General features: G+C 70.5%; 20 protein-coding genes and 2 pseudogenes. 8 read left to right on the plus strand and 14 right to left on the minus strand.

What is annotated here, in order from left to right:
* Positions 1-564: 564 nt before the first annotated feature.
* A pseudogene (locus EF387_RS14555) lies at positions 565-1062 on the minus strand (ATP/GTP-binding protein); the annotation flags it as partial.
* Entirely contained in the window at positions 972-1745 is a 774-nt protein-coding gene (locus EF387_RS14560; protein WP_128376978.1) for a TnsA-like heteromeric transposase endonuclease subunit, read from the minus strand. The pseudogene EF387_RS14555 and the gene EF387_RS14560, both read right to left, overlap by 91 nt.
* Here EF387_RS14560 and thyX point away from each other — a divergent pair.
* Positions 1714-2499, plus strand: a complete 786-nt coding sequence (gene thyX, locus EF387_RS14565; protein WP_128376979.1) for an FAD-dependent thymidylate synthase — start codon at positions 1714-1716, stop codon at positions 2497-2499. The genes EF387_RS14560 and thyX overlap by 32 nt on opposite strands.
* Before the next feature lie 112 nt (positions 2500-2611).
* On the opposite strand, the gene istB is transcribed toward thyX, so the two are convergent.
* From istB to EF387_RS14580, 3 genes are all read right to left on the minus strand, one after another.
* Positions 2612-3385: an IS21-like element helper ATPase IstB gene (gene istB, locus EF387_RS14570; protein WP_202918282.1), complete on the minus strand. Its 774-nt coding sequence runs from the start codon at positions 3383-3385 to the stop codon at positions 2612-2614.
* Between the two features lie 32 nt (positions 3386-3417).
* Positions 3418-5115: an IS21 family transposase gene (gene istA / locus EF387_RS14575; RefSeq protein WP_238431522.1), complete on the minus strand. Its 1698-nt coding sequence runs from the start codon at positions 5113-5115 to the stop codon at positions 3418-3420.
* 169 nt (positions 5116-5284) lie between these two features.
* Complete coding sequence (locus tag EF387_RS14580) at positions 5285-5611, minus strand: TnsA-like heteromeric transposase endonuclease subunit (protein WP_338058109.1); 327 nt, start codon at positions 5609-5611, stop codon at positions 5285-5287.
* Positions 5612-5905: 294 nt separating this feature from the next.
* Between EF387_RS14580 and EF387_RS14585 the strand changes: the two genes are divergently transcribed.
* Positions 5906-6556, plus strand: coding sequence for a PadR family transcriptional regulator (locus EF387_RS14585; protein WP_128376981.1), 651 nt, complete (start codon positions 5906-5908; stop codon positions 6554-6556).
* A gap of 648 nt (positions 6557-7204) precedes the next feature.
* Here the strand turns inward: EF387_RS14585 and EF387_RS14590 are convergent.
* Positions 7205-7633, minus strand: coding sequence for a type II toxin-antitoxin system Rv0910 family toxin (locus EF387_RS14590; RefSeq protein ID WP_128376982.1), 429 nt, complete (start codon positions 7631-7633; stop codon positions 7205-7207).
* A 270-nt stretch (positions 7634-7903) separates the two neighbouring features.
* Here EF387_RS14590 and EF387_RS14595 point away from each other — a divergent pair, with 270 nt between their 5' ends.
* The 3 genes from EF387_RS14595 (at position 7904) to EF387_RS14605 (ending at position 10963) form a co-directional block, all read left to right on the plus strand.
* Positions 7904-8419 carry a Clp protease N-terminal domain-containing protein gene (locus tag EF387_RS14595; RefSeq protein WP_238431523.1) on the plus strand — a complete coding sequence of 172 codons (516 nt, stop codon included), beginning with the start codon at positions 7904-7906 and terminating at the stop codon, positions 8417-8419.
* Between the two features lie 84 nt (positions 8420-8503).
* Positions 8504-9598, plus strand: a complete 1095-nt coding sequence (locus tag EF387_RS14600) for an EamA family transporter (RefSeq protein ID WP_238431548.1) — start codon at positions 8504-8506, stop codon at positions 9596-9598.
* Between the two features lie 297 nt (positions 9599-9895).
* Entirely contained in the window at positions 9896-10963 is a 1068-nt protein-coding gene (locus EF387_RS14605; protein WP_128376984.1) for a DMT family transporter, read from the plus strand.
* On the opposite strand, the gene EF387_RS14610 is transcribed toward EF387_RS14605, so the two are convergent.
* The 4 genes from EF387_RS14610 to EF387_RS14625 form a co-directional block, all read right to left on the minus strand.
* The gene (locus EF387_RS14610; RefSeq protein ID WP_238431524.1) at positions 10896-11495 is read right to left on the minus strand and encodes an FMN-binding negative transcriptional regulator; all 600 of its coding nucleotides are present in this window, start codon (positions 11493-11495) and stop codon (positions 10896-10898) included. The genes EF387_RS14605 and EF387_RS14610 overlap by 68 nt on opposite strands.
* A 157-nt stretch (positions 11496-11652) precedes the next feature.
* Positions 11653-12942, minus strand: coding sequence for an MFS transporter (locus EF387_RS14615; RefSeq protein ID WP_128376985.1), 1290 nt, complete (start codon positions 12940-12942; stop codon positions 11653-11655).
* Positions 12943-13022: 80 nt separating this feature from the next.
* Positions 13023-13277 carry a hypothetical protein gene (locus EF387_RS14620; RefSeq protein WP_128376986.1) on the minus strand — a complete coding sequence of 85 codons (255 nt, stop codon included), beginning with the start codon at positions 13275-13277 and terminating at the stop codon, positions 13023-13025.
* A gap of 226 nt (positions 13278-13503) precedes the next feature.
* Positions 13504-14259, minus strand: coding sequence for a pyridoxamine 5'-phosphate oxidase family protein (locus EF387_RS14625; RefSeq protein WP_128376987.1), 756 nt, complete (start codon positions 14257-14259; stop codon positions 13504-13506).
* Positions 14260-14295: 36 nt separating this feature from the next.
* On the opposite strand from EF387_RS14625, the gene EF387_RS14630 reads away from it, so the two are divergent.
* Positions 14296-15627: an aminotransferase class I/II-fold pyridoxal phosphate-dependent enzyme gene (locus EF387_RS14630; RefSeq protein WP_128376988.1), complete on the plus strand. Its 1332-nt coding sequence runs from the start codon at positions 14296-14298 to the stop codon at positions 15625-15627.
* 8 nt (positions 15628-15635) lie between these two features.
* On the opposite strand, the gene EF387_RS14635 is transcribed toward EF387_RS14630, so the two are convergent.
* Positions 15636-16580, minus strand: a complete 945-nt coding sequence (locus tag EF387_RS14635; protein ID WP_420802570.1) for a DMT family transporter — start codon at positions 16578-16580, stop codon at positions 15636-15638.
* Between the two features lie 74 nt (positions 16581-16654).
* Here EF387_RS14635 and EF387_RS14640 point away from each other — a divergent pair.
* Positions 16655-17614: pseudogene (locus tag EF387_RS14640) on the plus strand (LysR substrate-binding domain-containing protein).
* A 440-nt stretch (positions 17615-18054) separates the two neighbouring features.
* Here the strand turns inward: EF387_RS14640 and EF387_RS14645 are convergent.
* The gene (locus EF387_RS14645; RefSeq protein ID WP_238431549.1) at positions 18055-18489 is read right to left on the minus strand and encodes a pyridoxamine 5'-phosphate oxidase family protein; all 435 of its coding nucleotides are present in this window, start codon (positions 18487-18489) and stop codon (positions 18055-18057) included.
* Positions 18490-18697: 208 nt separating this feature from the next.
* Between EF387_RS14645 and EF387_RS14650 the strand changes: the two genes are divergently transcribed.
* Positions 18698-19348: a cysteine hydrolase family protein gene (locus tag EF387_RS14650; RefSeq protein WP_128376991.1), complete on the plus strand. Its 651-nt coding sequence runs from the start codon at positions 18698-18700 to the stop codon at positions 19346-19348.
* Here the strand turns inward: EF387_RS14650 and EF387_RS14655 are convergent.
* Positions 19335-19793 carry a Rieske (2Fe-2S) protein gene (locus EF387_RS14655; protein ID WP_128376992.1) on the minus strand — a complete coding sequence of 153 codons (459 nt, stop codon included), beginning with the start codon at positions 19791-19793 and terminating at the stop codon, positions 19335-19337. The genes EF387_RS14650 and EF387_RS14655 overlap by 14 nt on opposite strands.
* Before the next feature lie 107 nt (positions 19794-19900).
* Entirely contained in the window at positions 19901-22054 is a 2154-nt protein-coding gene (locus tag EF387_RS14660) for a S9 family peptidase (protein WP_128376993.1), read from the minus strand.
* Between the last annotated feature and the right edge of the window lie 59 nt (positions 22055-22113).

Raw genomic sequence — 22113 nt, forward strand, 5'->3', positions numbered from 1 at the left:
CGCGATCAACGGCCCCAGCTACCGGCTCAAGAACCGCCTCAAAGCCATCGAACGGGACACCAACGTGGCCTGACCATTGGCCGCGTTCAAACGTACCGGCCCGGCCGCATCGGAGAGTACGCGGACAGCAGGGTTCGGAGCACCAGCGGAACGGGCGGTTGCGGCGGACGATGGTGCCGCAGCCAGCGCAGGGCGCGGACCGGAGAGGGTGGCGGGGAGTGCCCTGACGCGAGCGCGGGACGCGCTGGCGGTAGGCGATCAGGCGACACTGGCTGGAACACCACAGTGCTGCTCGGCCCTTGGCTCTTCGGGGGCGAAGGGGCTGGTAGCAGATGCTGCATCGCGTGTCGGTGAGCGCTCGTTGCAGGTCAGCAAGCGGGCGCCCGGTGACCAAAGCCAGTTTCTCGATGTCGGGAGGACCACCGGAGCCGGCTGCGCAGAGGTCAGAACGCAGATCAGCGGGCGGGAGGTGGTTGGCGTGCGCGAGACGGCGAATGTAGGAGTCGACGGTGTCGCCGTGGGCGGGACGAACATAGATCGGCAGACGCGGCGGCGGGACCTCGTTCATCGCCGGGCAGCAGTCTTTGGGGCAGGGCGGGCCGATTCGGCCGCGTAGTCCAGCGGGATGGCGTCGAGCCCTTCCTTGGTGACACGCTCACTGCCGTCCAGGATCGCGTCGATCGCGGCGCCTCGGATGGCGTGAGACAGCGCCCCGATCATCCCGTCGGTCCGGTTGTGCAGGTAGCGGTCCAGCTTGACCAGGCTGCGTGGCGGATGGTTGTGCAGGATCAGAGTGTCTTCCATGGTCGCGATCAGGCCCTTCCACTCGTCGCCGTAAGGAAACGGGCCCGTGGGCACAAGCGTGAAACGGCCCGCGATCTGGGCGCCCCGTCGGCCGACCAGCAGTTCACTGGTCTCCAGATCGATGCCCGCGTAGACGAACGTGGCGGGGATGCGCTCGGAGAAGTACTTCAAGGTGTCGGAGACTTCGGCGCCGGCCTGAGTCCTCTGCGAGATGTTGTGGATCTCGTCGACGAGCACGAGGCCGGTGCGGGTATCCGTGCGATCGTCCAGGGCCCCAGCAACTCGACGGCCAACCCCTCGGTGACCAGCTCCTGCCGCCACATCAGGTGAAACAGCACCGGCAACGTCACCAGCCGGTCCCCGGTCGCGTCAGCTCCAGCCATCAGGGATCGAGCACTCCGGAAGGACTCCCGAAGCCGCAGCGCAACAGAGGCGTTCCAGCATCGGGGATGCCGGTAGCGCGACAGCCATCGGACATTCGCCAACATCACCCGGTCTGGCTCGCCGATCCGTTCGAAGTCCCAACCAGCCTGAACGCAGGCCAGGCGTGTTACCTCGAACGCTTCGGCGTCCTTCGGCTTGTTTTCGACAGGTGATTTGGGCGCCAGTCGGGCGGTGAGCTTGGGCGCCACTTGGTTGGTTTTGATGCTGTGCGGGGCGGGTGGGGTTTCATGATCGGCAATGGGATTGGGCTCCACCCCGATCGGGTGAGATTTGGTCGTGTGCGTGCGTGGTGGGGGTGTTTCGTCCTCGGTGGTGGTGGCGGCTCGATAGGTTGGCTGTCCCGGGTCCCCTCGGGCCGGTCCCTGACAGGCTCGGCGCGGGAGGACCCGGCTCTTTTTCGATGCTGAGCTGAGGGATCGTGGGAGACTCGGGCCGCCTATTTCCCGAGTTGCTGCGGAGGACGTCTTGCGCCGTGTCGAACCCCAGGTCCGTCTCATCGCCCGGCCGGAGCTGGACTATGACGAGGTCGCCGACTACCTGGCCGAGGTCGGCGGGGAGAGCTGGCTGGAGCGGGTGGACCGTGGTGACCTGGATAATGCGCAGAACCTCGCTGAGTTCGCGGGCCGTATCTGTTACCGGTCCTGGGAACCGGGCCTGAACCCGAACGTGACGCGGATCCGGTCCGATCAGGGTGAGTACCTGCGCAACATTCTGGCCAGCGCGCATGGCTCGGTCCTGGAGCACGTGAGCTTCTCGTTTGTGCTGCATAACGTCAGCCGGGTTGCCACTCATGAGCTTGTCCGGCACCGCGCCGGCGCTGCGGTCTCGCAGGAGTCGCTGCGTTTCGTGCGCCTGGACGATCTGCCGTTCTGGTTCCCGCAGTGGGCCGAGCAGGACACCGAGCTGATGGAGCGTGCCACGGTTCTGCTGGAGCAGATGGAAGCCTTCCAGGGCTGGATGGCCGGGCACTTCGGTCTGGAGGAGGAAGGCGTGCGCTTCAGCGAGAAGAAGGCCAAGACCTCGTTCATGCGCCGGTTTGCTCCCGAGGGTGTCGCCACCGGCCTGGTGTGGACGGCCAATGTGCGCACCCTGCGGCATGTCATTGAGAACCGGACAGCGCCTGGGGCGGAGGAGGAGATCCGTCTGCTCTTCGGCAAGGTCGGTGAGCTGATGGCCAAGGAGGCCCCGGCGCTGTTCGGGGACTATCAGGTCCAGGACGGTGCCTGGATTCCGGGTTGGCGCAAGGTCTGAGCAGGGGGGGGCGGGAGCTGACACGGCGGCTGATGCCCCCTCAGTGCCCGGGGTCCCGGTGGGGCGTCAAAGCGACAGTGGTCGTTTCGACGCCCCCGGGACTGAGCGGGTTTCAAACGTTTCTGGCCTGCTCGGCTTCGGTGGTGGCGAGGCGATAGGAGTCGGTGCCGGTCTCGATGAGGGTGCACTTGAAGGTGAGGCGGTCGGCGACGGCCGCGCAGAGCCGCGGGTCGGTGAACGTCTTGTCCCACTCGCCGAACGGCGCGTTCGAGGCGACCGCGGTGGCCTTGCGTTCCTCGCGTTCGGTGAAGATCTGGAACAGCAGTTTGGCGCCCTTCTTGTCCAGGGTCAGGTAGCCGAATTCGTCCAGGCAGAGAAGATCGACTTTGGTGTATCGGGCGATGGTGGAGGACAGGTGCCGGCCCGCCTCGGCTTCGGCGAGTTCGTTCACCAGCGCTGCGGTGGTGGTGTAGCGGACGCTGAGCCCGGCCTCGGCCATCGCGGTGCCCACCCCGATCAGCAGGTGGGACTTGCCGGTGCCGGAGTCGCCGATCAGTACCAGGGGCCGGCCCTCCAGAGCCCAGGCGGTGCTCTTGAGCGAGCCGATGATCTCGGGCGTGACGTTGGGGTTGGCGTCGAAGTCGAAGTCCTCCAGCCGTTTGGGGCGGGGGAACCGGGCGGCCCGCACCAGCCGCTGTTTGCGGCGGACGTCGCGGTCCTGGCACTCGACGTCCAGCAGGTCGGCCAGGAACTGCTTGTAGGAGAACTGGTCCCGGCGGGCGGAGACCGTCAGCTCCTCGTAGCGGGCGCGGATGGTGGGCAGCCGCAGGGTCTTGCATGCCTCGTCGATCAGCGCGTCCTCGGGGTCGAGGTCCGGCAGCGGCATCCGGGGAGTGGGCGGCTGCGTCGCGGTGATGGTCATGCCGTGCCTTCCTTGCTTTCCTTGGCGGTGCTGGTGCGCTTGAGCAGCCGGTCGTACTTCGACACCGACGGTGGAGGCCGACGGTCGGAGGGCAGCGTGCGCCGTGTGAGCAGGGAGATCACCTGTCCGCCCTCCTCACCGCCTGGTGCCGGAGGCAGCGCGTCCTCCTCCGCGGCCGGTTCATCGGCATCCAGCGGACCGGGGCCTGTTGCGATCCCCGGCCGGCCATCGCTGTCGCTCTCCATGGCCTTGCGGGCCTCGATCGCGACCAGCTCAGCACTGCACGATTTCGCCCGCAGCACCGTCTCGATGCCCGCGACGACGGCAGCGGCGGGCAGTTGGCGGTGCAGCAGCAGGACCTCGATCAGGGCCCGGGTTCCCTCTCGCTCGCCGTGAGCGGTGCGGGCCGCAGCCCAGAGCGCCTCATGCGCGCTGGTGAACGTGCCCTCCTCGCGGGCCTGGGCCAGGGCGGCGGCCCCTGCGAACGCCCCGGGCTTGACCAGCAGGACTTCCAGGTAGTGATCGAGGATGTCGTGGTAGGTGTAGCGGCGGGTCAGCCTGGGGTGCCGGGCGACCACGGTGCGGCCGTCGAAGACCAGCACCTCGTTCGCCCGCAGCGACACCCTCACCTGCATCCCGATGAACCGGGCCGGGACCGAGTAGTAGCTCTGCCGCACCGTGATCCGCCCGTTGCGGTGGACCGTGGGCGTCAGGTCCTGCCCGCAGTCGTAGCCGTCGGCCGGGAGTGGGTTCATGTGCTCGCGCTCGGCCGCGAAGTCGAAGCCGATGCTGGTCGGGCGGCCCTGGACATGCCGGGTGTCCTCCGCCTCGTCGATCTCCGCGAGCGTGGCGTTCAGCTCCGCCAGCGAGTCGACCTGCGGAGGCGGAACCAGGTACTTGCGGCGGAACCGGCCGCCCTCGTGCTCGACGCCGCCCTTCTCATGGGCGCCCTCCTCGCCGGGCGTGCAGTAAAACGGCGTGACCCCGAACCACGACCGGAAACTCACCCACCGGGTCGACTCGTGCCGGTTGCGACCGAAGCACACCTGCTTCACCGCCGGCCGCAGGTTGTCGTAGCGGATGTGCCGGGACGGCACCGCTCCCAGCACCCCGAACGCCTCCAGATGCCCCTCCAGGAATGCCTCCTGCGAGGCACCGGCATAGACCCGGTGCACCGCCTTGCCCGAGTACGACATCCGCAAGGTGAACATCACACACTTCGTGCGCTGCCCGGCCAGGTCCACCCATACGTCCGCGAAGTCGACCTCAGCCTCTTCACCAGGACGTTTCTGCTGCGGCACCATGCCCTCCAGATGGCGTCGGCCTTCCTTGGCCTCCAGCACGAGCTGTGGGCGGCGTTCACGCACGTAGTCCCGGATCGTCGAGTACGACGCGAGATCGAAGTCGTACTCGACCGCCAGCCGCGTCTTGATCCGGTCAATGGTGTGCTTCTGCTTGCGCGGAGCCTCGATGTCCGACCGCAGCATCGCGTCGATTTCCGCCGCTACCGGGGTCAGTACCGACGCCCTCGGCGGCGGCTTCTTCCGCTCCGGTGGCACCGGCATCGCCAGCGCGTCCCGGACCGTCCGACGGCTCACCCCGTACCGCTTGGCCAGCGCCCGGCCCGACACCGACGCATCAGCACGCCGGTCACGACGAATCTGCTCAAACAGCCACGCACGCGACTTACCCACCCGGCCTCCTGACACGACCGTGGATTACCGGGCACAGACTGACGCGGCCAACCGGAGCAGTCGATCACATTGCTCCGAACGTGGCGTGTCGCGGCATCACCCGCCAAGTGGCGCCCAAACTCATTGCCCAAAACCGGCGCCCAAAGTCACCGCCGGAGCGGCCCCCAAATCACCTGTCAAAAACATTCGGCTCGATCCGCTCATCGTGACGGACATCGACCACCACCGCCGAGCCGTCCGTGCGGCGGACAAAATAGTCCGGGGTATGCCGACGCTCTCGCGCGCCGTCATGCCAGTGCAGCCAGAACGGCTGCGACGCAAGACCCTCCACCGTCGGATCGAAGTCCATCAGCAGGATCCGGTCCCGCTCCAACCACGATTCGAAGCCGACGTGCTGCTGAGTCGTGGCAGCCCAGTACCAGCCCGCAAAGCTCTTCTGGCCCCGAGGCCAGCGAAACGGCCGCACAGGCACGACGTGCTCGAAGCGGGCCGTCACGCATTCCCCCAGGGGACGCCGCTGGGGCCCATGGACCGCGTCCACGTAGGACAGCTCCAGATGGAGCCTCGGACCTTCCATTCCAGCCAGTACTGCCATCCTCCACCCCCAGCATCGTCGACCTGCACGCCTAGGTTCGGTGGCAAGAACCTGTGGAGGGCTGGGTTCGCTGTCAAACGACTCGATTGAGTGACAGCGGACACAAGTGCTGGACCGGAAGGGGTTGCCATACGAACAGTACCGATATATCGTTGACGCATCGCGACAGATCAACGATGGGATGGAGTGATTGCGATGCGTTCCCATGGACAGGAATTCGAGCCGGGCTTCGGGCCCGGACGTGGACATGGTCACGGCGGCCCCGGCCATCGGGGGCGAGGCGGCTTCGAAGGGCGACGGGCGTTCGGCCCCTTCGGTCCGGGCCCCGGGCCCGGCGGAATGTGGGGCGGACCCGGCTTCGGCCCGGGCCCCTGGGGTGGGCGCGGCCGGGGCGGACCGCGGGGCAGGGCGCGGCGCGGCGACGTACGTGCGTCGATCCTGGCGCTGCTGAAGGAACGGCCCATGCACGGCTACGAGATGATCCAGGAGATCGCCGAGCGTAGCGGCGGGGCGTGGAAACCCAGCCCGGGCTCGGTCTACCCGACCCTGCAGATGCTGGAGGACGAAGGCCTGATCGCCAGCTCTACCGAGGGCGGCAAGAAGCTGTTCTCGCTCACCGACTCCGGCCGCGAGGCTGCCGACCAGGGCGCGGACGCGCCGTGGGAGGAAGCCGGCCGAGGCATCGACTGGGAGGCGCTGAGCGAGATCCGGCAGGCCGGGTTCGGTCTGATGGAGGCGTTCGGGCAGGTCTGGAAGACGGGTAGCGCGGAGCAGCGCGAGAAGGCGCTTGCTGTCATCAATGAGGCCCGGAAGAAGCTGTATCTGATTCTGGCCGACGAGGACTGATGGCTTGGTCCAGCCCCGGGTCTGGCCCCGGCCTCGGGTCTGGCCCCGGCCCCGGGTCTGGCTTCGGCCTCGGGTCTGGCTTCGGCCTCGGGTCTGGCCCCGACCCCGGCCTCGGGTCTGGCCCCGACCCCGGCCTCGGGGCTGGCCCCGGCCCGGGTCTGGCTACGGCCTTGGATCTGGGCCCGGACTCGGATCTGGGCCCGGCGTCGGGTCCGGCCCCGACCAGCTCAGGGTCTGGCCCCGGCCTCGGGTCTGGTTTCGGCCTGACGGTGGCGGTGGGCCAGGTTGCTCCGGCTCTGGCCCTGGCGGTCCGGCCTCGGGTCTGGTTTCGGCCTGATGGTGGCGGTGAGCCGGCCGCCCCGGCTTCGGCTTCGGCCTGACGGTGGCGGTCAGCTGCCGCTTCGGCCCCGGCGCCCCGGCCACGGCTCTGGTTCCGGCTCCCGACTGACGGTGGTGGTGAGCCGGTCGCCCCGGCTCCGGCGCCCCGGCCCGGGCTCCCGCCTTTTGGTTCCGGGCCCCTGCTTCGGCTTCGGCCCGGTCGTGGGTTTCGGGTCGGGCTGGGTGCCGCGTGACGCCCTCGTGGGTTTCCGCGGGGGCGTTGTCGTGTGTCCGAGGTGGGGTAGCGGCTGGGCGTGAAGGGACGTGGGGTCAGGTCACCAGGCCGCCCAGTTTGCGGAGGGACTCGTTGAGTGCGGCCGTTGCCGAGTCCTTGAGCTTTCCTGCCATCAGCGACACGGCCGCACCCGTGAACTCGCCGTCGATGCGGACCGTCGTGGCCTCGCCCTCGGGGCTCAGCGTGTAGCGCGTCGCGACGTTCACCGACATCGGGCCCTTGCCCCGGATGGCCAGCGTACGGGCCGGCTCGAGCTCCTCGATGGTCCAGTTGACCTCTGCCGGGAAGCCCATCAGTTTCATGTTCTCCTCGAAGGTGCCCCCCACCTCGAGGGTGGCGGGGCCGCCCTTGGGGAAGCTGGTGTGCGTCGAGTTCCACTCCCCGTACGAGGAGAAGTCCGTCAGCTGCGCCCAGACCTTCTCGGCAGGCGCCTCGATGCGTGCTTCCGCGCTGACCTCGGCCATCCGTCCACCCCTTCACGTCGGGTGCTGCGCGCGGGCGCAGCATGCGGTGTCGCGGAACGTAGCCGCAGAGGCCGCAACATTCAATACTGATGAACCGTCAGGAAGTTTGGAAGCAGGGTTGGAGCAAGGCGGCGCGCCCCAAAGAGGGATAAATGCGGGATCTCCTTCGCAGGGATGAGGAACCGAGCGAGTAAGCACACCCTGCGTCGGACGCGAAGATGCTTCCGTACGCGGATGCGGCGGTGCGCCGGGGCTGATGGGGTGGGAGATGTGCGACCCCGTATTCCCCGTCAGCAGGACTCCGATCGTGGCTGGACGCCCGCGGAACCCGACGCCGGCCTCACTGACGAGCTGGCCTCGGTGGTCGCCGGTGCGCGTCGGCGGGCTATGCGGGACGGGGACCGGCAGATCGACACGGCCCATCTGCTGCACAGTCTGCTGGAGTCGGATCCGGAGGTGCGCGCGGCCTTCGACGGTGGACCGCATCTCGCACGGCTGCTCGGCTATCTCGTGCAGCGCAGCATCGGTTACGGACTGAGCTGGCAGGGCACGGTCGAGGACTCTGGGGCCCTGCCGGTGGTGACGGCGGATGCGGCGGGCTGGTCGCCCACGGCCGCCCGTGCGATGGAAGGCGCCCGTGATCGGGCCGTACGACGTGGCGGCGGGCCCGCCCGAGGTGTCGACCTGTTCGCCGAGGTGGTCGCGGACCGGGAGTCGCGGGCCGTCGAGGTGCTGCACCGGGCGGGGGTCGACGTGGGGGAGCTGACGGGGCGGATCGAGGGCTGACGCGGGAGCCGGCGCAACAAGGATCCGGTCCACCTGGCAAGACAGGTGTCATAGGGGATGACGCTACTGACGTCTGCTGGCATGATGTGGGCGGTGCGTACCTCTCGGAGCAACATGGGTCTGGGGCTGGCCCTGACGTCGGCCGTGGCGTTCGGCGGGTCCGGGGTCGCGGCCAAGCCGTTGATCGAGGCGGGGCTCGACCCGCTGCATGTGGTGTGGTTGCGGGTGGCCGGTGCCGCACTCGTGATGCTGCCGCTCGCCGTACGCCACCGCGCCCTGCTGCGCCGTCGTCCCGCGCTGCTCGCCGGGTTCGGTCTGCTCGCCGTGGCCGGCGTTCAGGCCTGCTACTTCGCCGCGATCTCCCGCCTTCCGGTGGGCGTCGCCCTGCTCGTCGAGTATCTCGGGCCCGCGCTCGTGCTCGGCTGGGTCCGGTTCGTGCAGCGGCGGCCGGTGAGCCGTGCAGCCGCCCTCGGGGTCGTCCTCGCCGTCAGTGGTCTGGCATGTGTCGTCGAGGTCTGGTCGGGGCTCGGCTTCGATGCGCTCGGCCTGCTGCTCGCCCTCGGTGCCGCCTGCTGCCAGGCCGGATACTTCGTCCTTGCCGACCACGGCAGCGACGCGGGTGAGGACGCGCCCGACCCGCTGGGCGTGATCGCGTACGGACTGCTCATCGGCGCGCTCGTGCTCAGCGTCGTCGCCCGGCCCTGGACCATGGACTGGTCGGTGCTCGGTGGCACCGCCGACGCGAACGGGACCGCGGTCGCCGCCTGGGTCCTGTTGGGGTGGGTCGTGCTGATCGCGACAGTCCTCGCCTACGTCACCGGGGTGATCTCGGTGCGGCGGCTCTCGCCGCAGGTGGCGGGTGTCGTGGCCTGCCTCGAAGCCGTGATCGCGACCGTGCTGGCGTGGGTCGTGCTCGGTGAACACCTCTCGGCGCCCCAGCTCGTGGGCGGAGCCGTGGTGCTGGTCGGTGCCTTCATCGCGCAGTCGTCGACGCCCGCGAAGGCCCCGGCGGAACCGGTCGTCGCGGGGAGCGCAGGGATGGGGAACGCGCAGGTGCGTGGGGAGGCGAACTTGTCCCGGGAGGTGAACGTGTCCGAGGCGAACGTGTCCCGGGAGGCGAGCGTGTCCGAGGACGCCCAGGCCGAAACGCGGTTGTCCGCCCGCCGCGGTTCCGCCTAGGCTGCCGATCATGCCTTCGACGCTCGTTCTTCCGCCTCCGGCCGCCTGAGGCGGGCCCTGCGCGATCCACGTCCGGCGCGATATCCCCGTGCGCGAGCCGCGCATAACTGGGCCTCGCGTGCGCGACCTTCGTGTGCGTGAGTTTCGCGTGCGCGACCTTCGCGTGCGCGAGCTGCGCGTGCCGGGCGACGAGCGGTGCTGCCCGCAGACGAAGTCCAAGGACCCTTCCGTACGCCCGAAATGACGGCCGTACGACGTGGTCCCTCCTGAACTTCTGCGTATCTGCGGAGAGAACACGTGTCGAACGCATCATTCGGCCAGCCCGTCGGGCGAGGCCTTGTCTGTCTGATCGTCGCCGGTGCCGCCTGGGGCACCGCCGGCGCCGCCGGCTCACTGGTCTACTGGACCAGCGACATGGGGCCGGTCGCCCTCTCCTTCTGGCGCTGTGCGGCGGGACTCGTCCTGCTGCTCGTCGTGCACCATCTCCTCCGGCGGATCCGGCCCTCCCGGCCCTCCCGGCCCGCCCGGCGCACCGGAGCGGTCCGGTCTGACCGGCCCGGCCGCAGGGCGCTGCGGGCCGGAGTCAGCGGTCTGGCACTGGCCCTCTTCCAGACCGCCTACTTCGCCGCCGTGGAAGCGACCGGGCTCGCGGTCGCCACCGTGATCACGCTCGGTGCGGGGCCCGTGCTCATGGCGCTCGGGGCACGGGCGGGCCTGGGAGAGCGGCTCGGCCGCGGTGGAGCCGCCGCCGTGGCCGGGGCCCTCGCCGGGCTGACCGTCCTGGGACTGGGCAGCGGAGCTGCGACAGTACGTCCGTGGGGTGTACTGCTCGCGCTCCTCTCCGCGGCCGGATACTCCGCGATGACACTGCTGACCCGCTGGTGGGGACGCAGCGGTGAGGTGGACGCGTCTGGCACGACCGTGGGGGCGTTCGCCGTGACCGCACTGTGTCTGCTGCCGCCGGCGCTGGTCGAGGGGCTGGTGCCGAACACGGCCCAACCCGCCCTGCTCATCGGTTTGTTGGCGTACATCGCCGCGGTTCCCACGGCCCTCGCCTATCTCCTGTACTTCGCGGGCGCGGCCGTGGTCCGGTCCGCGACCGTCTCGGTGATCATGCTGCTGGAGCCGGTGAGCGCGGCGGTCCTCGCGGTGACCGTACTCGGCGAACGCCTCACCTGGGCCACCGTCCTCGGCACCCTGCTGATGCTGGGCTCGGCCGCCGGACTGGCGGTGACCGAGGCCCGCCGGGCGCGCTGCTCACGACAGACGGTCACCGGGCGGATGGCGCGAGCCGCCGTCAGGCCCGGCCCCGGCGCAGCACATGCTCCCGAGCCGTCGTGTCGCGCGGGCCGCCCCGTGTCATGAGGCCCGCCACGATCCGGTCCCGAACCTCCTGAGGTCGATGGCCCGCGTACTTGAACTTCGCCTGGACTTCCGTCACTTCGAGGCGGAGACCGCGAATGCCGGTCAGGAGCCGGCCGTACGGGGCCTGGTCCGGCGCGGCCGGTGGCGAGCCGACCTCGGGCTGGAAGTGGGCGAGTTGCCGGTTGAGCAGGTCCGCCTTCTCCGTCGGCTCGTCGACCACTCGCGCGACGCAGTGGAGTTGGACCGCCGCGTAGAAGCTGGTGGGCACACCGTCCTCGGGCGGGGTGCCCACGGGCGCCTGCCAGAGACCGGGGACGAACACGTAGTCGTCGACCACGCTCAGCAGCACCGTCGGGTCAGCTTCCAGGGCGGGCCACAGCGGGTTGGGGCGTGCCAGGTGTGCGATCACCTCGCCCCGCGGACCGCCGGCCGGGTCGTAGCAGAAGTGCAGCGGCTGGACGTAAGGAGGGCCTCCCGGCAGCCCGTTGACGGCGAGCTGCCCGAAGTCGTGCGCGCTGAGCCTTCTCTGCACTAGCAACGTGCGCGCCCAACGAGACCGAAGGATTGGGTCGGGGCGGAGGAGTGGCCGCCAATCACGGTTCAGGGAACGGAACGTGCTCACTCCTCCATGCCGTGGGCTGGGTTCGCTCAGACGGGGAAGTGCCTGAGCAGAAATCGCATCGCACCCGTCAGGAGCCGTCCCAGACGCCCTGGATCAGGGTGTTTCCGTCCTTCTCCGGCAGGGGCTCTTCGGAGGCGGACAGCGGTTGTGCAGTCCTCGGGGCCAGCGCGCGGATGGAGGGGGTGGCGACCATGGCGAGGGTGGCGAGGAGGATGAGCGCGGCTGCCGCGTAGAGGGTGGCATGAAGGCCGAGGAGGAGTACGGCGGGTCCGGCGGCGAACTGGGCGAGCGGGAGCGCGAGGTAGGAGCCAAGATCGTCGTAGGCGTAGACGCGTGCAAGGCGGTCCTCGGGGATCTGCTCGTTGAGGGTCGAGTACCAGGCGACGCCGGCCTGTTCTACGCCCACGCCCGCCACGAAGTTGGCCACGACCAGCGCCCAGGTATACGGGGCGAGCGCGAGCAGCAGCGGGGTTGTCGCCGTCAGGCCCATCAGCGCGCAGCCGACCAGGATCGCGCGCCGGGGCTGCCAGCGCAGCGACAATATGCCGCCGGCGACCGCGCCGAGCGAGGATGCGGCGACGGCCAGGCCCCAGCCGGTGCGGCCGATGCCGGTGGTGTCGGCGACTGCCGGGCCGAGGACGGTGAACGAGGCGGTGATGCCGGCGTTGAGGAAGCAGAAGGCCACCACGATCACCCACACCCAGGTACGGGAGGTGAACTCTCGCCAGCCGACGCGCAGTTCATGCACCACTCCGGGGCTGGGCGCGGGCAGTGCGACCTGGACGCGGACCAGCGCGAAGGACGAGGCGGCGAGCGCGAAGCTGAGCGCGTCGACGGCCAGGCCCCAGCCGGGGCCGATCGCGGCGACCAGTACGCCGCCCAGCGAGGCGCCCACGATCGTCGCGCTGCTGCCCGCGATTCGGGAGAGTGCGAGGGCGGCGCGGCGGGACTCGGCGGGCACGGTCTGGGGCAGCAGGGCCTGGGCGGCGGGCTGGTAGCAGGAACTTGACGCTCCGTTGACCGCGGCGAGCACCATGAGTAGGGGGATGGCGGCGCTGTGGGTGAGGACCAGAGCGGCGACCACTGCCTGGCTCGCGGCGCTGACCACACTGCTGCCGACCAGCAGCGGGCCGCGCGGCAGCCGGTCCGCCAACACCCCGCCGTACAGAAGGAAGAGGATGCCGGTGAGGGAGTGGGCGCCGACCACCAACCCGAGCGAGCCGACCGAGCCAGTGGCGTCGAGCACGGCGAAGGCCAGTGCGATCGGCGCCACCCCATTGCCGAGCAGGTTGGCCGTCGTCCCGATGAAGAGGTGACGGAACGGGCGGTGACGCAGAGGCGCCAGGGCGGCAGACATGCGCCTGATCGTCGGGACTGGGCGGCACGGCCGTCAACGGGTTTTAGGACTGGCACCGGGCCAGGTGTGCGGCTGCCCACTCATTGGCACCCTGGCCGACGCCTCTGCGCGGGGAACCCTGGGATGCCCAGGGAAACGGGGCCGACTCGCTCGAAGCGCGTGGTCTGCTGACGTTTGCTGCGGAGGAAGGTCAGGGTCAGGTCGATGCCTTCGATCCGGTACCAGCGCAGCAGGTCGTAGCCGTAGCTGCGGCAGGTGAGCGGGCTGACGTCGCCGAGCGTGAGGTCCCGCAGATAGCTGCTGACCGGCTGGATCTCCCGGTCCGCGGCATCCATGACATACCACGGCAACGATGGCGTCGTACCCGCTACTACCGCACCTACGCGGGGCAGTTGAGCCCGCCCGTCAATCAAATCTCGATGAATTGAAGGAGCTTCATGCACACCGGAACTCTCCCGAGACGCAGCACTCCCGTCGAACCGATCAAGGAGTTAGTGCAGTCAACGGACCAGTGTTGCCACTCTGTCTCGTCGCGTGCGCTGTCCCAGGGATGGACCAGCATCACAGGGCCGCCAGGTAGTCCGGCAGACCGATGCCGGAAGCGAGGTCAGCCGACGGGGCCGGGGTGCCGTACCCCTTGCGCAGCGGGAGCACTCCGGCCCAGTGCGGCAGGCCGAGGTCCTCGGGTTCGTCGTTGGGGCCGCCGGTCCGCAGCTTCGCGGAGACCTCGCCGAGGTCGAGGCGGAGCACGGCGGTGGCGGCAAGTTCCTTCGGGTTCCCCGGCCGGGAGTCGTGGGAGCGGCCCGGCACCACATGGTCGACCAGCGCGTCGAGTGCCTCCCGCTTCTCCTCGGGATCAGTCACCTGATGAGCGGTCCCGTGCACCACCACGGAGCGGTAGTTGATGGAGTGATGGAAGGCGGAGCGGGCCAGCACCAGGCCGTCGACGTGGGTCACGGTCAGACAGACCGGGAGTCCCGGGTCGGCCTCGCCCGCCATGCGCAGCGGGCGCGAACCCGTCGAGCCGTGCACGTACAGGCGCTCGCCGACACGGCCGTAGAGCGTGGGCAGCACGACCGGTGCGCCGTCGCGTACGAAACCGAGGTGGCAGACGTACCCCTCGTCGAGGATCGAATGCACCAACTCCCGGTCGTACGCGGCCCTTTGGCGGGCGCGGGTGGGGACGGTGCGGTCGGTGGGGGTGTAGGCGGCGGGTTCTTCGGCCGCGGCCGGCCGTGTGGACGCCCCCGGGGCGGTACGCGGGGCGGGTGGCTCCGGCGTCGGCTCGGGCACGGTGACACTCGTCGGCTCCGGCATTGCGCACTCCTATTGCACTAGTGCATAATCTGTTTTGTGCTAGGAGATTATCGGATCGCTGGGCGGCGCGCAGCCGAGATTGCCGCCAGCGTTGAGGCCGGGGTGGGTTCCGGAGCTCTGGAGCCGGGGCAACTACTGCCGCCCATGCGGGAGTTGGCGAGCCGGCTCGGAGTGAATCCCAATACCGTCGCGGCTGCCTATCGCACGCTGCGCGAGCGCGGGGTCATCGAGACGGCGGGCCGCCGGGGCAGCCGGGTACGTGCCAAGCCGGCAACCACCGGCCGTGAGCGTTTCCGCGTGGATGTGCCGGCGGGCGTCCGGGATCTGTCGAGCGGCAACCCGGATCCGGCGCTGCTGCCGCCGCTGGCCGAGGCGTTCGCGGTGGCGGCCGCGCGGGGGGACCGGGCGCCGGTGCTGTACGGGGAGGCCCGGGTGGAGCCGGAACTGGCGCGGATCGCCCGGGCGGAACTGGAGGCGGACGGAGTGCCGGAGAGCCCCGTCGTGGTGACGTCCGGAGCGCTCGACGCCATCGAGCGGGTGCTGGCGGCCCACCTCAAGCCCGGTGACGCGGTCGCCGTCGAGGACCCCGGCTGGGGGAGTGTGCTCGATCTGGTCCCGGCGCTGGGGCTGCGCATCGTGCCCGTCGGGGTCGACGACGAGGGTCCGCTGCCGGACGACGTGGCCCGGGCCCTGACGGCCGGGGCGCGGGCGCTCGTCGTCACCTGCCGGGCGCAGAACCCGACCGGGGCCGCGATCGGGGCGGCACGCGCGCGTGCCCTGAAGGCCGTGCTCGCGGAGCACCCGGGGACGCTGCTGATCGAGGACGATCACGGGCACCGGATCGTCGACCTCACCCTGCACCCGCTCGCCGGAGCCACCCGGCACTGGGCGTTCGTCCGCTCGGAGGCCAAGGCGTACGGGCCCGATCTGCGGTTCGCCGTGCTCACTGGGGACGCGGTGACCGCCGACAGGGTGCAGGGGCGGCAGCGGCTCGGGCCCGGCTGGGTCAGCCATCTGGTGCAGCGGGCCGTGGTGGAGCTGTGGAGCGGCGGGTCCCTGGATTCGGCGGGGGTCGCCGCCGCGTACGGACGGCGACGGGACGCGCTCATCGCCGCGCTGGCGGAGCACGGGGTCGCCGCGCGGGGACGCAGCGGGATGAACGTGTGGGTGCCCGTCCCGGACGAGACCGGTGTGGTCGCCCGGTTGCTGCACGCCGGATGGGCGGTGGCGCCCGGGGCGCGCTTCCGGATCGGGGCGGCGCCCGGGGTACGGATCACCGTCTCCCGGCTCCTCCCCGAGGAGGCGGGAGAGCTGGCGAGGGCGGTGGCTTCGGTGGTGGGACCCGGGCCGGTGCTGCGGGATGTGTGAGGTGTGGGTCAACACCCCTTCGGCCGCCGCCTCTGCTGGGTGAGCGCCGCCCCCACCAGCACCACGACCGCTCCCACCGGCGTGGACCACGTCAGCGGTTCTCCCAGGATCGCCACGCCCGCCGCCGTCGCGATCACCGGGATGAAATACGTGACCATCTGGCCCGTCGTGGGGCCGGCCTCGGCGACCAGACCGTACTGGAGAAGGACGGCGAAGCCGGTACCGAGGACGCCCAGAGCGGCGACGGCCAGCAGCGGAACGAAGGGGAAGCGGTTCGGCACCGAGGTGAACAGCGGGGTGACCACGGCCAGTTGCGCCGTGGCGAGCAGCAACTGGGCGCCCGTCATGGACAGATGGGAGTCACTGCTGTCGGCGAGGGTGCGGCGGACGTAGATCCAGCCGATCGGGTAACTGAGCGAGGCCAGCAGCGCCATCGTCGTTCCCGCGGCATCCAGCCCGTGGAAGCCCTGCCAGGCACCGAGCACGGTGAGCACGCCCAGGAAACCGACGCCGAGACCGGCCACCCGGCGGCGGGTCGGCCGGTCCTCGGAGAGGGCGACCAGCGACAGGGCCATGCCCCACAGGGGTGACGTCGCGTTGCAGATCCCGGCCAGCGTGGACGGGATCGTCAGCTCCGCGTACGAGAACAGCGAGAACGGCAGTGCGTTGAGGAGGAACGCCGCGACCGCGAGATGGGCCCAGGTGCGCGCACCGCGCGGCAGTCGCTCCCGCTTCACCACCAGTGCGGCCGCGAGCACCGCGGTGCCGAACACCAGCCGCCCGAGGGTCACTTGGAAGGGTGCGTAGGCCTGGGTGCCCACCTTGATGAGGAGGAAGCTGAACCCCCAGATCAGGGACAGCACCCCGAAGCGGACGCGCCAGTCCAGCGCCGGGCCGCGGCGGGGGGTCACAGTGGTGGGGGATCCGTGCTGCGGCGCGGTCGCTGTGCTCATGCTCATAACGATCCCGAAGCCGATCTCGTAGCACAAGCGAGACTTGTCGCCAGGTACCTCGTAGCATCACTTACATGTTGAACCTGGAGCGCCTGCGTACCCTCGACGCCCTCGCCCGGCACGGCTCGGTGAGCGGGGCGGCCGAGGGACTGCACGTGACGACGTCGGCCGTGTCCCAGCAGATGGCCAAGCTGGAGCGCGAGGTGGGGCAGCAACTGCTCGCCAAGAACGGGCGCGGAGTCCGGCTCACCGACGCGGGCCGGCTGCTGGCCGAGCACGCCGCGCGCATCCTGTCCCAGGTCGAACTCGCGGAGTCCGACCTGGAGGCGCAACGCGGGCAGGTCGTCGGCGAGCTGCGGTTGTCCGCGTTTCCGACCGCCGCGCGGGGGCTCTTCCCCACGGCGCTCGCCGCGCTGCGCGCCGAGCATCCGGCGCTGCGGGTGCGCTCGCAGGAACTGGAGCCCGAGGCCGGGATCGCCCGGGTGGTCCGGGGCGATCTCGACCTGGCGGTGGTGCTCAACTGGTACAACAAGCCGCTGGCGCTGCCCGAGGGGCTGGCGAAGGCGGCGATCCTCGACGACGTGGCCGACATCGCGATGCCCGCCGGGCACCGGCTCGCCGAGCGTGCCGAGGTGGACCTCGCCGAGTTCGCCGACGACGAGTGGATCACTTGAAGCGAGGGCGAGTTCTGCCACGAGTGGCTGATGTACACGCTGCGGACCAAGGGCGTCGAACCGTGCGTCGGCCACCGCGCCGCGGAGACGCACACCCAGCTGGCACTGGTGGCGGCGGGGCTCGGCGTGTGTGTGATGCCGCTGCTCGGGCGGGATCCCGTGCCGCCGGGTGTGGTGATGGTGCCGGTGCGGCAGCGGGTGCGGCGGCATGTGTTCGTGGTGTGGCGTGCCGATGCGGATCGACGGCCGTCGATCCGGGCGGCGGTGAAGGCGCTGCGGATGGCGGGGGAGTCGGTCGGTTCGGCACGGCCGGGCGGTGCGGTGCGGTCGAGCGAAGGAGTCGTGCGGCCGAGTGAATGAGTGGTGTGGCCGGGGGCTGTGCGGTGCGGCCGAGCCAATGAGTGGTGCGGCCCGAAGTCTGCGCGGTGCGGCCGAGCGAAGGAGTCGGGAGTTGAGTTCGGTGGGCCGCGCGGCTGGGCTGCCCTGGGCGGGCGGCTGGGCTGCCCTGGGCGGGCGGGCCGCGCAGCTTAGTCTGCCTCGGTGGCCCGTGCAGCTGAGCCGCCTTCGATGTCCCGCGCAGCGAATTTCCGGCGATGGGCCGTGCAGGGGAGTTGCCTTCCGTGGGCCGCGGATGAGTCTGCCTCGGTGGGCCGTACAGGCCAGTGTCTCCGCGGTGGGCCGCGCGGCTGGCCGTCTTCGGTGGCCCGGGCAGGCCAGTCACCTTCGGTGGCCCGGGCAGGCCAGTCGCCTTCAGTGGCCCACGCAGGCCAGTGCCCGGTGGGCCGCACAGGGAGTGAACCTCAAAGCGACGACAGCTTGCGGAAGTCCCAGGAGGCGATCGTTTTCGGGGTCAGGCGGAGCCAGGCGTGCCGGCCGTCGTGCGGCATCTCCTCGAGGCCGAAGTTCTTCCGTGCGAACAGCCGTTCAAGCGGCTGGAGTTCCGGGTCGGGCGTACCTGTCCGCGGGGTTTCGCCCACGAACTCCACGGTCCCGGACAGTTCGACGCCGCGCAGTTCCCCGTACTCCTCGCCGGCGTCGATCGCGACAGCGACCCGCGGATCACGCCGCAGTTCGGCCCACCGCTTGCTGCGCGTGGTCGAGTACAGCCACAGTGAGGTACCGTCCCAGATGAACCAGAGCGGGCTGACGTGCGGGTCGCCGTCCTCCGACACCGTCGCGACACGGCACGTGCGCTGGGTGGCCAGGAACTCGTCCAGTTCCTCCGACGTCATCATGATCTTCCGGCCACGGCGTTGGGGAGCGGGCGTGTGAGCCGCTCCCTCCTCAGCCGCTTCCTCCGCAGCCGTCTTCTCCCCAGTAGTCTTCTCCGCGACCATCGGCTCCCCCTCTCCTCGCGTCATCTGACGGGGCATCAGAAAGCATGGGCCGTCTTCCACCCGCACGCAAGGGAAGCTACGCTCGGCCGCTCGCGAGAGGGGGGTCATGCCGTCACAGGAAGAGCTCAGCGTACTCCTCGACCCAGCGACCACCGTGCTGCTCACCGTCGAGTGCCAGCAGGGGGTCGTCGGCGTGGACAGCGCCCTGCCCGAGCTCGCCAAGGAGGCCCGTGCCTCGGGTGCGCTGGCCAATGTCGCCCGGCTGGTGGCCGGTGCGCACGAGTGCGGGGTCCAGGTGATCCACGCGGTCGCCGAGCGGCGGCCCGACGGCCGGGGCGCCAATCACAACGCGCGGCTGTTCCGCGCCGCGGAGCGGCTGCCGGTGCAGCAGCTGACGGGGAGCCGGGCGGTGCGCGTGGCCCCGCCGATCGAGGTGGCCGACAGCGACCTCGTGGTGCGGCGGCTGCACGGGCTGTCGCCGCTGGCCGGCACCGACGTCGATCCGCTGCTGCGCAATCTCGGCTGCCGGACGCTGATCGTGACCGGCGTCTCGGCCAATGTTGCCGTTCCCAACGCCGTCTTCGACGCGGTGAACCACGGCTATGTCGTCGTGGTTCCCGCGGATGCCATCGCGGGGGTGCCCTCCGACTACACCCCCGCGATGGTCCGCAACACGCTCGCCCTGGTTTCGACCATCACCTCGACGGACGGCGTGCTGTCCTGTTTCCGGCGATCGCACCGGGTCAGGCGAGGGTGATCGAGTCCCCGCTGACGGTGATCTTCGCTTCGGTCAGCCCGCTGGTCGCGGGGCCCTTCTTGACACTGCCGTCCGTGACGCTGAACTGGCTGCCGTGGGCGGGGCAGGTGATGACGCCCTTGTCCACGCTGTTCACCTTCTGCTGCTGGTGAGGGCAAACCACGGAGTAGGCCTTGAACTCGCCGGCCGTCGGCTGGGTGACGACCACTCCCTGCTCGGCGAACACCTTGCCGCCGCCCTCCGGAATGTCACTGGTCTTGGCCAGCGCGGCACCGCCGGAGGAGCCGGACGATTCGGAGGCGCCGGACGAGCCCGAGGTACCCGACGAGCTGTCGTCGGAGCCTCCGCACGCGGTCAGCGTGGCGGCGATACCGACCCCGCCCAGCGCTGCCAGGATGGTGCGACGACAGAGCGCGGGCGAAGACTGCAGCGGTTCGCTGGACATAGTGGCGGTCCCTTCCACAGATGTGCTGTGCGCGTGGTTGTGCAGATGTGCGTATGCGTAGATGTGCGTTGAGCCACCAAGGGGTACGAGATCGTCACCCCGGTAGTTCAGGTGGCCCGGGAATTGAGTGACTTCTTGATGAAATCGAGATCGAGACGTAGAAGGCTGTCTATCACGCCTTCCCGAGTCACCAGGTGCGTGGCGTCCGCCAGCGGGAGCACGGTGTGCGGCCGGCCCGCCGCCAGCAGTGCCGCCGAGAGGCGCAGGGTGTGCCCCACCACCACGTTGTCGTCCGCCGTGCCGTGCACGAGCATCAGCGGCCGCGTGAGCTTGTGCGCGTGGGCCACCAGGGAGCAGCGCTCGTAGTGGTCGTGATGCACGTCCGGATGTCCCATGAAGCGCTCCTTCCAGTGGGTGTCGTACAGCCTGAGGTCGGTCGGCGGCGCACCCGCCACGGCCGCGTGGAACACGTCGGGCCGGTGGATCACCGCGCCCGCCGCGAGATAGCCGCCGAAGGACCAGCCGCGGATCGCCACCCGGCCGAGGTCCAGGTCCGGGAAGAGCGCCCCGGCGGCGCGTACGGCATCGGCCTGGTCCTCGATCGCCGGCAGCAGCTGGTCGTGGTGGATGGCCGTCTCCCACGCCCGGTCGCGCCCCGGGGTGCCGCGGCCGTCGACGCTGAGCACGGCGAAGCCCTGCTCGGCGTACCACTGGTTCACGGCGTGGTACCAGGCCCTGGTCCGCATGACCGTCTGGAGGCCGGGCCCGCCGTAGGAGTGCACGACGACCGGCACCCGCGCGGCCCCCGGCTCGTAGGAGGACGGCAGGTACAGCGCCGCCCGCAGCTCCCGCTCGCCAAGCGTCAGGAAGCGGGGCCGTGCCTCGACCACGGGGCGCTCGGCCGGCACCTCGATGCGTCCGGCGGGCTTGCCGTCACGCAGGACCGTCACCGTGTGCCCGTCAAGCGTCCTGCTGTCCAGCACGACGGTGCCGCCCCCGACGGCCGCGGTGTGCACGCCCGGCTCGTCGGTCAGCCGGACGAAGCCGTCCTCGGGGTCGTACGTCCAGACGTGCGCCTCGGTCGGGTCCTCGCTCGCGGTGAAGAAGACCCGGTCGCCGACGGCACCGAGCAGGGCACGAACGTACATGCCTTCGGGTGTGCGTACCGAAGTGCCGGTCATCCTGAGGCCGCGCGTGCCCTCCTGCGTGGTCACCACCAGTCCGCACGCGGCCGTCCGGAGCGGTGATCCGGGCACGAACTCCAGCCAGGAGGCCTCCTGTTGGTGATGGAGGAGTCCGGTGGTGCCGGTCGCCGGGTCGATGCTCAGGATGTGCGCCGACCGCTGGTCGCGGGTCTGGACGACGGTGAAGGGGCCGTTGCCGTCCCAGCCCGCCTCGACGACGTACTCGAACGCCGGGTCCGTCCAGTCGGCCGCGGGGTGCCCGGTCGTGGCCCGGGCGGGGAGGCCCACCTCGACCCGGGTGCCGTCCAACCGGATGACGTGCAGGGAGAGTTCGGCGTTGACGGTGCCCGCGAGGGGGTAGCGGACCGCGCGGGGCGGACGGGTGGGGTCGGCCGGGTTCGAGATGTACCAGCGCTGGACCGGCGTGGTGTCGGCGCGGACAACGAGCAGGGCGTCCCCGGCCGGCGACCACCAGAACGAGTGGGCGCGGTGCACCGACTCGGCCGAGACATGGTCGGCGAGCCCGTACGTCACCTCCGGACCCTCCGGCTCGGCGAGCGCCCGGTCGTCCGTGCCGTCGATGTTCACGACGCGCAGCGCGCCGTCGGTGACGTAGGCGATGCGGGAGCCGTCGGGGCTGGGCCGGGGGGTGACGGCCGGGCCGGCCGTCGGGACGCGGCGGGGGGCAGGGCCGTCCGTGCGCACGATCCACACCTCGCCCGACAGCGCGAAGACAGCCGTGCGGACCGCCGCGTCCGTGGCGTAGGCGACGATGCCGGAGCTCTGCTCACGTGCCCGCTCGCGACGGACCAGCTCGGCCTCCGGGATCTCCTCGGCCCCGTCCGCGGCGGCGCCGAGCGCGAGCGGGTCGGCGAGCATCCGCTCGGTGCCGTCCTCGTGCAGCCACAGCCCGCTGACGGTGGACCGGCCGCTCCCGGTGCGTACGAAGAGCACCCGCTCGCCGTCCGGGGAGACGGCTAACCGGCCGGGCACACCGAGCGTGAAGCGTTTGGTGCGGGCGAGCTGGAGGGGCAGGTCCTCGTGGGCCGGCCGGTGGTCGGGGCCGGGTGCGCTCATGGGTGTTCCCTTCGTCATTCGTGTTCCTCTCGACGTGCTCGGACGGACGGACACACCCC

This window comes from Streptomyces cavernae (assembly GCF_004023625.1).
GTDB classification, from domain to species: Bacteria; Actinomycetota; Actinomycetes; order Streptomycetales; family Streptomycetaceae; genus Streptomyces; species Streptomyces cavernae.